13 protein-coding genes and 1 pseudogene are annotated in these 12,771 nt (G+C 65.3%); 6 read left to right on the top strand and 8 right to left on the bottom strand.

Going from position 1 to position 12,771, the window contains the following annotated elements:
* Positions 1-240 precede the first annotated feature (240 nt).
* From HWX32_RS06860 to relB, 4 genes are all read right to left on the bottom strand, one after another.
* Positions 241-486, bottom strand: a complete 246-nt coding sequence (locus HWX32_RS06860; protein WP_175935285.1) for a ribbon-helix-helix domain-containing protein — start codon at positions 484-486, stop codon at positions 241-243.
* Positions 487-645: 159 nt separating this feature from the next.
* Positions 646-1,086, bottom strand: a complete 441-nt coding sequence (gene arfB / locus HWX32_RS06855) for an alternative ribosome rescue aminoacyl-tRNA hydrolase ArfB (protein WP_175935284.1) — start codon at positions 1,084-1,086, stop codon at positions 646-648.
* Positions 1,087-1,149: 63 nt separating this feature from the next.
* Positions 1,150-1,434 (bottom strand): type II toxin-antitoxin system RelE/ParE family toxin, encoded by a 285-nt coding sequence (locus tag HWX32_RS06850; protein WP_242648265.1) that lies wholly within the window; start codon positions 1,432-1,434, stop codon positions 1,150-1,152.
* Positions 1,435-1,442: 8 nt separating this feature from the next.
* Positions 1,443-1,658, bottom strand: a complete 216-nt coding sequence (gene relB / locus HWX32_RS06845) for a type II toxin-antitoxin system RelB family antitoxin (RefSeq protein ID WP_075467937.1) — start codon at positions 1,656-1,658, stop codon at positions 1,443-1,445.
* A 443-nt stretch (positions 1,659-2,101) separates the two neighbouring features.
* Here relB and HWX32_RS06840 point away from each other — a divergent pair, with 443 nt between their 5' ends.
* From HWX32_RS06840 to HWX32_RS06830, 3 genes and pseudogenes are all read left to right on the top strand, one after another.
* Positions 2,102-3,829, top strand: coding sequence for an FAD-binding protein (locus HWX32_RS06840; RefSeq protein WP_175935283.1), 1,728 nt, complete (start codon positions 2,102-2,104; stop codon positions 3,827-3,829).
* Between the two features lie 40 nt (positions 3,830-3,869).
* A complete protein-coding gene (chrA, locus tag HWX32_RS06835) occupies positions 3,870-5,024 on the top strand; it encodes a chromate efflux transporter (RefSeq protein WP_175935282.1) in 1,155 nt (384 codons plus the stop codon).
* Between the two features lie 60 nt (positions 5,025-5,084).
* Positions 5,085-5,330: pseudogene (locus HWX32_RS06830) on the top strand (GNAT family N-acetyltransferase); the annotation flags it as partial.
* Positions 5,331-5,455: 125 nt separating this feature from the next.
* Here the strand turns inward: HWX32_RS06830 and HWX32_RS06825 are convergent.
* The 3 genes from HWX32_RS06825 to HWX32_RS06815 form a co-directional block, all read right to left on the bottom strand.
* Positions 5,456-6,538, bottom strand: a complete 1,083-nt coding sequence (locus HWX32_RS06825) for a hypothetical protein (RefSeq protein WP_175935281.1) — start codon at positions 6,536-6,538, stop codon at positions 5,456-5,458.
* A 69-nt stretch (positions 6,539-6,607) separates the two neighbouring features.
* A complete protein-coding gene (locus HWX32_RS06820) occupies positions 6,608-8,530 on the bottom strand; it encodes a VWA domain-containing protein (protein WP_175935280.1) in 1,923 nt (640 codons plus the stop codon).
* On the bottom strand, positions 8,523-9,932 hold the full coding sequence (locus HWX32_RS06815; protein WP_175935279.1) for a magnesium chelatase: 1,410 nt from the start codon (positions 9,930-9,932) through the stop codon (positions 8,523-8,525). Before HWX32_RS06815 ends, HWX32_RS06820 begins: the two co-directional genes overlap by 8 nt.
* Before the next feature lie 115 nt (positions 9,933-10,047).
* On the opposite strand from HWX32_RS06815, the gene HWX32_RS11220 reads away from it, so the two are divergent.
* Complete coding sequence (locus HWX32_RS11220; RefSeq protein WP_254868323.1) at positions 10,048-10,590, top strand: histidine phosphatase family protein; 543 nt, start codon at positions 10,048-10,050, stop codon at positions 10,588-10,590.
* A complete protein-coding gene (locus HWX32_RS06810) occupies positions 10,587-11,279 on the top strand; it encodes an SCO1664 family protein (protein WP_075467918.1) in 693 nt (230 codons plus the stop codon). Before HWX32_RS11220 ends, HWX32_RS06810 begins: the two co-directional genes overlap by 4 nt.
* A 17-nt stretch (positions 11,280-11,296) precedes the next feature.
* Here the strand turns inward: HWX32_RS06810 and HWX32_RS06805 are convergent, their stop codons facing one another.
* The gene (locus tag HWX32_RS06805) at positions 11,297-11,836 is read right to left on the bottom strand and encodes a DUF488 family protein (protein ID WP_175935278.1); all 540 of its coding nucleotides are present in this window, start codon (positions 11,834-11,836) and stop codon (positions 11,297-11,299) included.
* Positions 11,837-12,324: 488 nt separating this feature from the next.
* On the opposite strand from HWX32_RS06805, the gene HWX32_RS11215 reads away from it, so the two are divergent.
* Entirely contained in the window at positions 12,325-12,750 is a 426-nt protein-coding gene (locus HWX32_RS11215) for a DUF3072 domain-containing protein (protein ID WP_254868321.1), read from the top strand.
* The last annotated feature ends 21 nt before the right edge of the window (positions 12,751-12,771 follow it).

Genomic DNA, 12,771 nt, shown 5'->3' with positions numbered 1-12,771 from the left:
CGAGAAGGCTCCGGTACTGCTTACGTGCCTTCATTGAATGGAAGATTGTCTCCGTTCCGTCATCCCAGAGGAGAACGACGAGCTCTAGTAAGTGCATCGAAGTGTCGAATCCAAGACGGAGCTCCCGTTGAGGATTTTCATCGTCTAGCGGAGCGTGAAATGTGCAGCCTGAGGTCGCCGCGACAATGGAATCTTCGGGCTCGATGCCGTGCTTGGTCGCGCTCCGTCGGACTTCCATTTTTAGATTGCGTTCTTCAAAGCTTCACGGATCGCCTGCGACCGTGACCAACCGTGGGCAGCGGCATACTTGTCGAGGTTTGCAATCTCTTTGGGCGAGAGTCGGATGGAAATCACTTTTGCTGCGTCGTTGTTTCGCGGTTTCCGTCCTCGTCGGCGCAGCGTCTCCACGTCGTAACCGTTATCGGCTTCGGTTACCCACCTGTCAATTTGCGCCTCGCTCACCGGTTGGCCATTAATCGTTTTCATAGAAACTAACCGTAATACGGAAATCATTGAAACTTCTAGAGGAAGACGGGTATTGCCTGAAGCTCGGTGGAGCTCAAATTCAATGTGAGCTTCACCAATGGGCTAGCTGAATGCGGTAACCGACCAAACCCTCGTAACTTTGGCGAAGTTCCACCGATATCACAGCTGGGGCTTACGCCTCGTCGACTTCAGCTCCGAGCGCCGCTTCTTCGCTTCGAGACGGCGCCGCACCGAGCCGCGCGTCGGCTTCGTTTTCCGCCGCGGGGGAGGCGGTGGGGCGAGCGCCTCACGCAATAACGCGGCCATCCGCTCTCGCGCCTCGGCGCGGTTACGGACCTGCGAGCGCTGCGTCGACGCGCTCACGGTGAGCACAGTGCCGTCCAGGCGGTGTTCGAGGTTGTGGAGGACGCGGCGGCGTTGGGCGTCGGAAAGCGATGCGCACGCCGCGATGTCGATGGAAAGCTGCACCTTGCTGTCGGCGGTGTTGACGCCCTGGCCGTCGGGGCCCGACGCCTTCGCAAACCGCTCCGTCAGATCCGCAGCAGCGACGACGAAGCCGCCGGGGATCCCCGGGCCGGGTGCGATGGTCAGGTCCTGCATGCCCAACACCCTACGTTCACCCTTGGGCCGAGGACGAGGCGGCTGAGTCGGTGCTGTCGGTTGTTAATCGCGATAAATCTCGCGGCGGTGGCCTATCGAAAGCACCGCGATTGTGATCGTGCCCTCATCGATGAGGGCGAGGATCCGGTACGCGCCGACGCGATATCTCCACTCGCCGGAACGATTTGCGGAGAGCCCTTTCCCAAATGCCCGCGGGTTGGTGCAGCCGTCTAAATTTTCTTTGATCCAGGTGGCGATGAGCCGCGCGTCGAAGCGGTCCATCTTCTTCAGCTGCTTCCGTGCGCGGGCCGTGAATTCGACTGTGTAGTGGTCCGTTGATGCCATCATCGGGGCCGCTACGTATCGAGATCGGCGAGAATATCGTCCAGGCTGTACCGCTCGCCGGTGTCGTGCGCGATGGCTTCTCGAAGCTCCTGCAGATCATGCGCATCTTCAATCTTTTCCAAGATCGCATTGCGGGCGAAATCGGAAAGAGTTACACCCTCGAAGCGAGCGTACTTACGCACGAGCTCTGCGTCCTTGTCATCCATCCGAATCGTCATCGTAGCCATGTTTACCCCTTTAATCAGTGTGAATACACTGTATTCGGTAGGTGTTCGATGTGCAATAGGTGGGGCGGAGCCCGTCGCAAAGCACCTGCGCTATCGCCGTGGCAGCACGACCTCTGAGTGCTTGCGCACGTAGTCGACCGCGATGACGACGAGCGCCGCGAACGCGCCGGTGACGGTCTCCGCGGTGCGGGCGAGCAGCATCGGCCAGACGAGGAGGCCTCGACCGTCTGCACCATCAGCAGGGTGGTCGGGGTGATGAAGCTGACGGCGTCTTTAGCGGAAAGGTTTCTTTGCGCCGACACGCCGTGGAGTTCAAATCAAACGCGTAACGCGTCCCGTTATGGGAGGGGGGGGATTTGGGGGCGAAAGCTACGGCGCAGGTGCGGGATTGCGCCTACTCTGGGTATGCGACAGCTCACATTCAATTTTAGGGAGTGATCTACATGTCAGTACCGTCTGGACCGAAGGCGCACGACACGAACGTCGACTTGCTCGTGGTGGGCTCAGGCTCCGGCTTGGCCACCGCCCTGTACGCCAACTCGCTTGGCCTGAAGACGCTGGTGGTCGAGGCAAGCGAGTACGTGGGCGGGTCCCTGTCCATGTCCGGCGGCGCGTTTTGGGTGCCCGGCAACCACGTTCTGCGCCGCTCCGGTTTCAACGACACCGTCGAGCGCGGCTTGGAGTACGTGGAAAGCCTCGTGCCGGAAGACGCACCCCGCGAGCGTTGGGAGGCGCAGATCAAACACGGCCCGGAGGCAATCCGCGCACTGGACAAGCTCACCGACCTCAACCTGTTCTGGTCGAAGGGCTACTCCGACTACCACCCGGAGCACCCGGGTGGCGCGTCGATCGGCCGCACCTGCGAGGCGCGCCCGTTCAACTTGAAGAAGCTTGGCGACGATCGCGGCCGCTTCCACCCGACCGCGGTGGCGGCACCCTTCCCGATGCCGATGACCGGCTACGACTACAAGTGGGTCAATCTCATCACGAAGACGCCGCTGAAGTCGTTCCCGATTTCGGCGACACGCACCATCCAGGGCGTGGGCGGCATGCTCTTCGGCAAGGAGTACGTCGCAACCGGCCAGGCGACCGCTGGCGGTTTGTTCCACGCTGCGCTGAAAAAGCACATCCCGGTGTGGACCCGCTGCCCGATGACGAGCCTGATCACCGACGACGAGGGCAACGTCACCGGAGCGATCGTTGAGCAGGACGGCGAGAAGTACACCATCAACACCTCCCGCGGCGTCGTGCTCGCAGGCGGCGGCTTCGACCACAACGTCGAGTGGCGCATGAAGTACCAGAGCGAGAGCCTTACCGACGACAACTCGATGGGTAACGCGGATAACGACGGCGACACCATCTCCATCCCGGTTGAACAGGTCGGCGCGAAGGTTGGATTCATGGACCAGGCGTGGTGGTTCCCGGCGATGGCCCCGCTGCACAAGGTTGAGAAGCCGAAGATCACGCTGGCGGAGCGCTCGCTTCCGGGTTCGTTCATGATCGACCAGACTGGCCGCCGTTTCATCAACGAGGCGGAGGACTACATGACGTTCGGCAACGAGGTCCTCGAGATGCGCGAGGAGGGCCGTGCGAACGAGATGTGGATCATCTTTGACCAGCAGTACAAGATGTCTTACATCTTCGGCTCCGAGATCTTCCCAGGCATGCCGCTGCCGAAGGAGTGGTACGAGGCTGGCGTCGCGTTCAAGGCGAAGTCGCCGGCGGAGCTCGCGCGCAAGATCGGTGTGCCGGAGGACGCGTTCACCGAGCAGTTCGCCGAGTTCAACCAGGACGCGCAGGCGGGCATCGACTCCACCTACAACCGCGGTGACTCGGCGTACGACAAGTACTACGGCGACCCGACCAACAAGCCCAATCCGAACCTGCGCCCGCTCAAGGGCCAGCTCTACGCGGTGAAGATGGTCATCTCCGACCTGGGTACCTGTGGCGGTTTGATGACGGACGCCAACGGTGCCGTCGTGCGCGAGGACGACACCCCGATCAAGGGCCTGTACGCCCAGGGCAACAACGCTGCCAACTACTTCGGCAACGTCTACCCGGGTGCTGGTGCGACGATCGCGCAGGGTCTGGTGAACGGCTACATCATCGCGAACCACGCGGCGGGCACCCCGCTGGATGGGCCGAGCGGTTCCACGGCGTTGAAGAGCTAGCCGAGCCGCGGTCCAGAAACCGGGCTAGGGTTTGAGGCCGATGTGGGAAGTACTGCGAATATTTACCCGCCTCGGCCTTACCTCTTTCGGCGGGCCGACGGCGCATTTGGGCTTTTTCCGCGACGAGTTCGTGGAGAAGCGCAGGTGGATGTCCGATAAGGAATACGCCGATCTCGTCGCGTTGTGCCAGTTCATGCCAGGTCCGGCGTCGAGCCAGGTGGGCATGGCGATTGGTCTGAAGCGGGCGGGGTACGCGGGCATGTTCGCCGCGTGGCTCGGCTTCACGCTGCCGAGCGTGGTGCTCATGGTCGCGTTCGCGCTCGGGGTGGGGCAGCTCGGCGACATTTCGGGGGCGGGCTGGCTCGCGGGATTGAAGGCGGCGGCGGTGGCTGTCGTTGCCCAGGCGGTGATGGGTATGGCGAAAAGCATCGTCACCGGCAAGGTCCGCGCCGTAGTTGCGCTCGCCGCGTTCGCCGCGGTGCTGCTCGTGCCGCACCCGTTGACACAGGTGGGAGTCATCGTCGCGGGTATGCTGGCGGGCTTGTTGTTGCTTAAGCTTGACGACGAGCCTCCGGCCGCAGCCCCCGCCACCACCCAAAACCGCGGGATCGGAGCGGCGGCCCTCGGGGTATTCTTCGCACTGCTGGTGCTGTTGCCGCTGGTGGCCCGCGGGACGGGGGCGCAGCTCTTTGACAGCTTCTACCGCTCCGGCGCGCTGGTGTTCGGCGGCGGACACGTGGTGCTGCCGCTGCTGGAGCAGGCCACGGTGCCCACCGGACTGGTGGACCACGACACGTTCCTCGCCGGGTACGGTGCGGCCCAGGCGGTGCCGGGCCCGCTGTTTACGTTCGCGTCCTACCTCGGTGCCGCGGCGGAAGGGGTCCACTGGGCGTGGGGTGCGACGATTGCGACGGTGGCGATCTTCCTGCCGGCGGCGCTGCTGGTGGTTGGCATCATGCCGTTCTGGGACCGGCTGCGTTCCCACCCGCGCGCCGGGCAAGCGTTGGCGGGTGCGAACGCGGCGGTGGTGGGCATCCTCGCCGCGGCGCTGTACAACCCGGTGTTTACCGCAGGTATCCACGGGGTGGAGACGATGGTGGTGGCGGCGGCCGCGTTCGTCGCGCTGCACTCGCTGAAGGTGCCAGCGTGGGCGGTGGTGCCGGCGGCGGCGCTGGTTGGCTGGGCAGTGTTTTAGCTGGTGTTTTAGCTGGTGTTTTAGCTGGTGTTGTAGCTGGTGTTTTAGCTGGTGTTGTAGATGGCGGCGCGGGTTCGGGGGGCGGGGGCGGGGGACGCGGAGCTCGTCGCAAAGCTGCTTTGCGATTTCAACGCCGAGTTCGACGCGCCGGTGCCCGACAACCTCGAGGCGCGGTTCGCGGCGTTGCTCCCGCGCGGGGATGTGCTCGTGGTGCTCGCGGGCGAGATTGGGTTTGCGCTGGTCACGCTGCGCCCCAGCCCGTACTACGACGGTCCGGTGGCGATGCTGGACGAACTCTACGTGGCGCACGGCCGTCTTCCCAGACCGTGCGGACGTGCCGGTCTCGCACAACGCGGAGGACATCGCGGAGGACATCGCGGAGGCGAAGCGTCGCTTCGATGGGGCCCGGAAGCGCTAGCGGGGTGCGGGGATTAGAGGACCTTCGCGTCCCGGAAGGTCCCGACCCGCAGGGCGCCTGTGGGCATCGAAGCATCCATCTGGAAATGCACGAAGGCGGGGTTCACGGTGAGCTCGACGCGCTCGCCCACGAGGTGCTCCCACTCGAGGCTCTTCCGTGAGTGGGCCCCATCGAGCTCGTCTTTGCCCAGGTCCACGTACTCGGTGGTCTGGGTCGACGGGGTGCCGCCGCCGCGGTAATCGGTGAACTCCTGCGGGGAGGAAAGCTCCAGCAGGTAGTACTTGCTCTCTGGGGCCTCGCCGTTCGGGGTGCCGTCGGGGCTGATCTCGGCGCCGGTTTTCTCCACCACTTTGCCGGAGACCACGACGTCGGGGGCGTCCACCTCGTAGCCCTCGGGTTCCTGCAGGGAAACGGTGAGCTCGCCGGCCTCGAGCGCGGTGCGGTCGTCGATGTGCGGCCATTCGATGTCCATCTGCAGTGGCTGAGGCCGGGAGAGTGCGACGGCGGCGGGTTTGGTGGCCACAACAGGAGTGGCCCCGTCGAGCTCGCACCACACGGTCTCGCCTGAGTCCTCGCCGCTCCAGCCCTCGGTTTGGTACAGGCCGCGACCGAGCTGGGAGGCGGCAAGGACGGCCCGGTAGCCGCCGGCACCCGCGGCACCTGTCGTAAGCGCGACGTCGGACTGCTCCAGCTTGCCGTTGTCCACAGTGAACACAAGCACGCGCCAGTACCTGCCATCGGCCGGGTCGTGGCCGGCGGAGCTGACTAGCAGCTCGGGGGCGCCGCCGCCGTTGGCTTCAACCAGTGCGTAGTTGTACTGGTTGTACGGGGTGAATTCCACTTTGATGCCAGCGGGGTTCGGCAGGTTGAAGTCGTAGCTGTCGACGTTGTCGAGCACGGCGGCGTACTCGGTGGCCCAATCCACCTTCGAGCCGCGACCCGCCGAGGGAGCTTTCTCGGGGTTCGCGGAGGGGTCGGCCTGGGTGCTGGGCTCGGCGAGCTCGGAGCGGCCTGGCAGCACGGAGGAACAGGAGGCTAGAGAGGAGGCAACGGCGAGGGCGCAGGTGAGCGCGGCGGCGGCCCGAAGAAGTTTCATAAGTGTCAAAGATAGGCGACATTCCTCGTCTTCGGGCGCTGTACCGCAGGAAGACGTGGCTGCGGGGAGCTAAAACCACCCGCTCAAGTACTCGCCCACGACGGCGCCGCCCAGGTCCCCCAGGTCCGGTGCGACCACGTGGGCCCCGGAGCGGTCCGCGAGTGCGTTGAGCAGCGCGATCAGCCCGGGGTGCTCGGCGAGCCGGAAGAAGGTGGTGCGCGCCCCGCGCTTGGTCACCTGGTCGAGCGCCTGCACCGTCTTCGCTAGGGTGATGCGGTCAGTCGGCCAGTTGAAGTGCACGTCGCCCCAATCGGTGAGGAACGACGTCGGCTCGCCGTCGGTGACCACCAGCAAGGTGCGCTCCATGTTGGCGTGGCGAGAGAAAAACTGATCAGCCAGCAGCAGCGCGTGATGCAGATTGGTGCCTTGCTCCGGCACCGGCGGCAGGGCGGTGAGCTCCTCGATGCTTAGGGTCTGCGCGTAGCGCCCGAACCCGATCAGCGTGAGCTCGTCGCCGCGGAACTGCGTCGAGATCAGGTGGTGCAGCGCGAGCGCGGTCTGCTTCATCGGGGTCCAGCGCCCCTCCATCGCCATGGAAAAACTGGTATCCACCAGCAGCGCCACAGCGTTCCGGGTGCGCGCCTCCGTCTCGACGACTTCGACGTCGCCGAGCTCAATGCTTATCGACGCTTCCCCCACCCCGCCGCGCTGAATCGCGTTCATCACGGTTCTCGTGGTGTCCCAGGGCGCGGTGTCGCCGAACTCCCAGGGACGGGTCGCGCCGGTGGGTTCGCCGAGTTGGCCGGTAAGCCGGGAGTCGCGTTGGCCGGGGTTGGTGAGGTGGGTCGAGACGTCGTCAAGCAATGCTTTGCCCAAAAGCCGCATGGCGCGAGGCGAGAGCTGTAGGGTGCCCTGCTCGCCGCCTTTGAGCATGGAGTCGCGCAGTGCTTTTTCGAGGTCGCGCAGCGTTTTCGCGCTGGTGGCGGCGTCCTTGCCCAAGAGGTCAGCGACCTCGTCGAGGTCGATGTCGCTGGGGCGCGCCGAGTCGAGGGTGCTTGCCAGCTCGTCGAGGCGGCCGAGGTCGCGCATGGCGCGGGTGGCGTCGCTGAGACTCATCGCGTCGTCACCCTCAAAGGATTCGGAGCCGTGCCAGTCCAAGTCGGGACGGATGCCACGCAGGTTGGCGTCGAGCTCGCCGACCAAGTTCATCAGCTCCTCGGAGCCGAAGGCCTGGGCGGCCAGCTGCATGAGCTCGGCGCGCTGCTCCGGCGTCATCGAGTTCAACAGGCGCTGGGCGGCCGCGGAGCGCTGGGCGAGGAGCTCCACCAGCTCCTCGATGGTTTGGGGGTTCTCCGGGAACTGCTCGCCGTGCTTGGCCATGAAGCGCTGGAAGTCTTCCTCGGTGGCCATGCCGGCGCGGTGCTTGCCCAGCAGCACGTTCAGGTCGCGTAGCATCTCGGCGATGGCGGCGCGGTCCTCGTCGGTCGCGCCCTCAAGTGCCTGCTTCATGCCGTGGAAGCGCTGGTCCAGCAGCTCGCGGCCGATGAGGTCCTTGATCTGCTGGTACTTCTCCCGGGCTTCACGCGAGGCCCAGTCGTATTCGCCCAACTCGGTCACCGCGGCCGCGGGTGAGGCGGGCAGGTTGTCCAGCGTCATCTCACGCATCGAGCGGTCGAGGTCGTCCATGTCCACGTCGCGGGCAAGTTGGCCGCGCTCGGCGAGGACGGCGTCGTCGAGAAGCTTCTGCACCTCTTGCAGGGTGCCGCCGAGGTTCGACTTTTGCAGCATTGCTTGGCGACGCTCCGAGATCCGCGCCATCAGCTCGTCGTAGCCTTCCCGGCGCAGGTACTCGCGCAGGGCTTGCTCGGCGGAGTAGCCGGCCATCACCTCGTCGGCGATCGCGCGCACCGCCTTCGTCAGGTCGGGCGGCGGCGCGAGCGGGTCCGGGCCCGGGGTGTACTTGCGGTAGTGCTGGAAGCGGGGCTTAACCATAGATGGTCTCGCCCTCGCCGGAGTCCTTGGAAATCTTCTGGGTGAGGTAGAGCGCCTCCACACCCAGCTCGATGGCGCTGGCGCGCTCGCCTTCATTGTGGCCGCCTTCGGTGTCGGAGACGCCGAAGGCGGCGGCGATGTCGTCGTAAAGCGTGCTGTTCTCGAGCGCTGGTAGGCCGTCGACGAACTCGCGGGCCGTCACACTTTCACCGGTGGAGATGAAGGTGTTGCCGTCGAGGGCTTCGATGAGCGGGGCGAAGTCGAGCCCCTTGATGCGGTTGCGCACGGTCTGGGCGACGGCGTTGCGCAGCAGGTACTCGAGGATGTCCCAGGCGCGGTCCTCCTCGCCGTGCTCGAACTCCACCTTGCCGCCGAGCACGTCGACGGCGGCCTCGAGGTCCACCAGGCGGGCGGTGGGTTTGGCCTCGCCGCGGATGGCGGCGCGGCGCGCGGCGGAGGCGGCCACGGTTTCGGCGCCCGCGATGGCGAAGCGGGCGGAGACGCCGGCGCGCTGGTTCACGGCGTCGGACTCGCGAAGCGCGCGGGTGAAGCGGGCGAGGGCCTCCATGATCGGGGCCGGAACTTCGGCTGCGAGGGTGGATTCCTGCTCGATGACGTGGATTTCGTCCTCGAGCGCGACGGGGTAGTGGGTGCGCACCTCGGCGCCGAAGCGGTCCTTCAGCGGGGTGATGATGCGCCCGCGGTTCGTGTAATCCTCCGGGTTCGCGCTCGCCACCACGAGGACGTCGAGCGGGAGGCGCAGCATGTAGCCGCGGATCTGGATGTCAGCCTCCTCCATCACGTTGAGCATGGCCACCTGGATGCGCTCGGCCAGGTCCGGCAGCTCGTTGATGGCCACGATGCCGCGGTTGGAGCGGGGGATCAGGCCGTAGTGGATGGTCTCCGGGTCGCCGAGGCGGCGGCCTTCGGCGACGCGCATCGGGTCGACGTCGCCGATCAGGTCGGCCACGGAGGTGTCCGGGGTGGCCAGCTTCTCGGAGTAGCGGGCCTCGCGCGGGATCCACGTGATCGGGGTCGCGTCGCCCTCGCGTGCAATCCGATCCTTCGTCGCGTCCAGGATCGGGTTCAGGGGATGTTCGCGCAGCTCGGATCCCTCGACGGCGGGCACGAAGTCGTCGAGAAGCAAAGGCAACGTGCGAAGGAGGCGGGTCTTGCCCTGGCCGCGCTCGCCGAGGAGCACGATGTCGTGGCCGGCGATGATGGCGCGCTCGACCTGCGGGATCACCGTGTGCTCGAGGCCGTGGAGGCCGGGCCACGGGTTCTCGCCGCGCTGGAGTTTCGCGATGAGGTTGTCGCGCAGCTCCTCCCGCACGGTCTTGTATTCGTATCCGGCGGCCTTCAGCTCGCCGAGGGTGGTGGGTTGAGGTTGCGCTTCAGTCATGCGGGCCAGGGTACGCGGGGGTTGTGGAAATGAGTACCCACACTACGAACTCAAGGTGCCCGAGTTTTGACCGTAAAGACCACGCCCGTCGCCGCTCCTGCCCTACCATCGCCCCATGGCCACCTTGCTCCTCATCCGCCACGGCGAAACACCCACCACCGGCAAGGTCCTCCCCGGTCGCGCGCCGGGCCTGCACCTCTCCGAGCGCGGCCGCGAGCAAGCCGCGCGCGTCGCCGAAGGCATCGACCGCGTCGACGCAATCTACTCCTCGCCGCTTGAGCGCACCCGCGAAACCGCCGCGCCCCTGTGCGCGAAGTTCTCGTTGGGGCTTTTGCTTGACGACGCTCTCATCGAAGCCGATTTCGGCTCATGGACCGGCAAGTCCCTGGCCGACCTAGCGAAGTTGCCGGAGTGGAAGGTGGTGCAGGAGCACCCTTCCGGGTTCCGGTTCCCTGGCGGGGAGTCTTTCACGCAAATGCAGGAGCGGATAGTCAAAGGCCTGCGCGTGATCGCGGCGCGCCACCCGGGCGAGGTCGTGGCCTGCTTCTCCCACGCCGACCCAATCAAGGCGGCGCTGACCTACTTCGCCGGCAAGCCGCTCGACGAGTTTCAAAAGGCTACGGCCGAGCCGTGTTCGGTGTCGCGGGTGGAACTGTGAGTGTGGATCGGCTCCTGCGGGATGGCGGCGCGGAGATTTTGGGTCAGGTGCAGGGATCGTCGAACTACACGTTTCTGGTGGAGCTGACCTCGGGCGGGGAGAGTTGCTGGGGCATCTTTAAGCCGGAGGCGGGGGAGCAGTACTTGCACGATTTCCCGCCGGGACTGTGGAGGCGCGAGCGCGCCGCGTACCTGCTCAGCGAAAACCTGGGCTGGTCGCTCGTGCCGCCGACTGTGGTGCGGGCGTTGGAACCGCTCGGGGTCGGCTCGCTCCAGTTGTACGTTGACAACGACGGGTCGCACTACTTCCCGCTCTACGAGACCCGCGCGGACCTGCACCCTCAGCTCCTGCGCTTGGCCGTCTTCGACTTGCTGGTAAACAACACGGACCGCAAGTCAGGTCACGTGCTGCTCGGGGAGGGGGACCGGGTCTGGGGCATCGACCAGGGTCTGTGCTTCCACCAGGATCCGAAGCTGCGCACGGTGATCTGGGATTTCGCCCACGAGACGATCCCTGCGGAGCTGGTCTCGGCGGTGGAGCCGTTGGTGGAATCGGTGCCCAAGGAAGTGGCTTCACTGCTCACCGAGGCAGAGGCAGCTGCGCTGCAGTCTCGTGCCTCGCGGATCGTGCGCCTGCCCTGGTTGCCGGAGCCGCAATCGGAGTTTCCGTACCCCTGGCCGCTGGTGTGAGGGCCGCTTGGGGGACATCATTCTGCGGGGTAGCGAACGATAAGGTCGTCGCCGATGACGGCGCCCTCGTTGAGCGTCGCCCCGCTTACCTTCGCGCCGTCGGCGCCCATCCCCATGATGTGCCTGACATCGTCTCCGTGTGCCAGCAGGTGGTCGGAGATGATCCGGCGGTGGCACCGCCACCACACCGCTTCGGAGCACATGATTGCGGCGGGGGTGTCGGCCGCGTGCTCGCGTAGCGCGGCGAGCGCGTCGCCGAACTCCTGGCTCAGGGCGTGGTCGGCGTAGTTGTGGAAGCTGCGGTTGCGCCAGTTGCCGTTCACCTCGAAGGGGACGGTGCGCGACACGTTGCGGCGCCCGGTCAAGCCCTCGCTTCTGCTGTAGACGATGCCGTGCTCGGGGAGATGCGCGGCGAGGTAATCGTCGTTGAACCACGGGTATTTCTTGGACCCGGGCAGTTTCCGCACATCCACGATTGATTTCACCCCGGCTGCACTAATCATGCGCACAAAATCTTCGTATTCCAGGTTGGAATGGCCCACGGTGAAAATACGCATGCAGACCAAGTTACGCCCAAACAGGCTGGCGCCGAGAAGATAGCCCGAGGGTCACACTCTCATCGGCGTAAAAGCATCTGCCACAGGGGAATGGCCGGGCGGGTAGAAGGCGGGGTCGCGCCCTCCCGTTCTGGAACATTCGCATCTGGCTTTCGCGGCGTAAATCCTGTTCACGGCGGATCTTGTAGCGGGCACCGATTCGTTGAACTGCATCGGATCGCCGGGCCGTTTCCGCAGCCCTGATCTGCCTGTTGCGGGATCGAAATCCATGTAACCCTTGTTAAAGGAGCCATCCCTGTGGTCGTTGTTACACCTGTGGTGTTCTCGGCACAGCCCGGTGAGGTTGTCGATGTCAGCACAAGAGCCATTGCTAATCGACGATCCATGGAAGCCACCTTATCCCTACCCCCTTCTGCTCGAGCCAGCTACGGCTTCGCGCGCGCGGGTAACATGGCGTCATTTCCCACGAAACGAAAAGAGGCCACCCCATGAACCAGAACTACGATCCGGCGAACGACCCGCAGGCGTTCGAACCCCCGCAGGAGCCGCCGTACGATCCGGAGATCGACGGCCCGGTGGATCAGCCCGCAGTCGACGGCCAGCAGCAGGCCGCCGGCCAGCCCGCCACCGAGAAAGGCCAGCAGCAGGCTGAGGCCGACTACACGAACCAGCCCAACCAGAACCAGCCCAATCAGCAGGGCCAGGAAATGCTCGGCGCGACCGGCGATGGGCAGGACGGCAACCTGGAAAAGGACCCGTCCGAGTGGGCGACGGGAGACCAGCCCGCCACTGAATCGCAAAAGTCCTACATCGACGCGATGGCGAAGCAGGCCGGCGAGCAAATCCCGGCGAACCTGACCAAGGCTCAAGCCTCGGAGCAGATCGACCGGTTAAAAAAGATCACCGGGATGTAGTGCCTAGCCCACAGCGCCAAC

The sequence above is a fragment of the Corynebacterium sp. Marseille-P4321 genome, from assembly GCF_903645305.1.
Classification (GTDB): Bacteria; Actinomycetota; Actinomycetes; order Mycobacteriales; family Mycobacteriaceae; genus Corynebacterium.
Note: the sequence above shows the minus strand (reverse complement) of the source record. Positions and strands in the feature narration are given on the sequence as shown.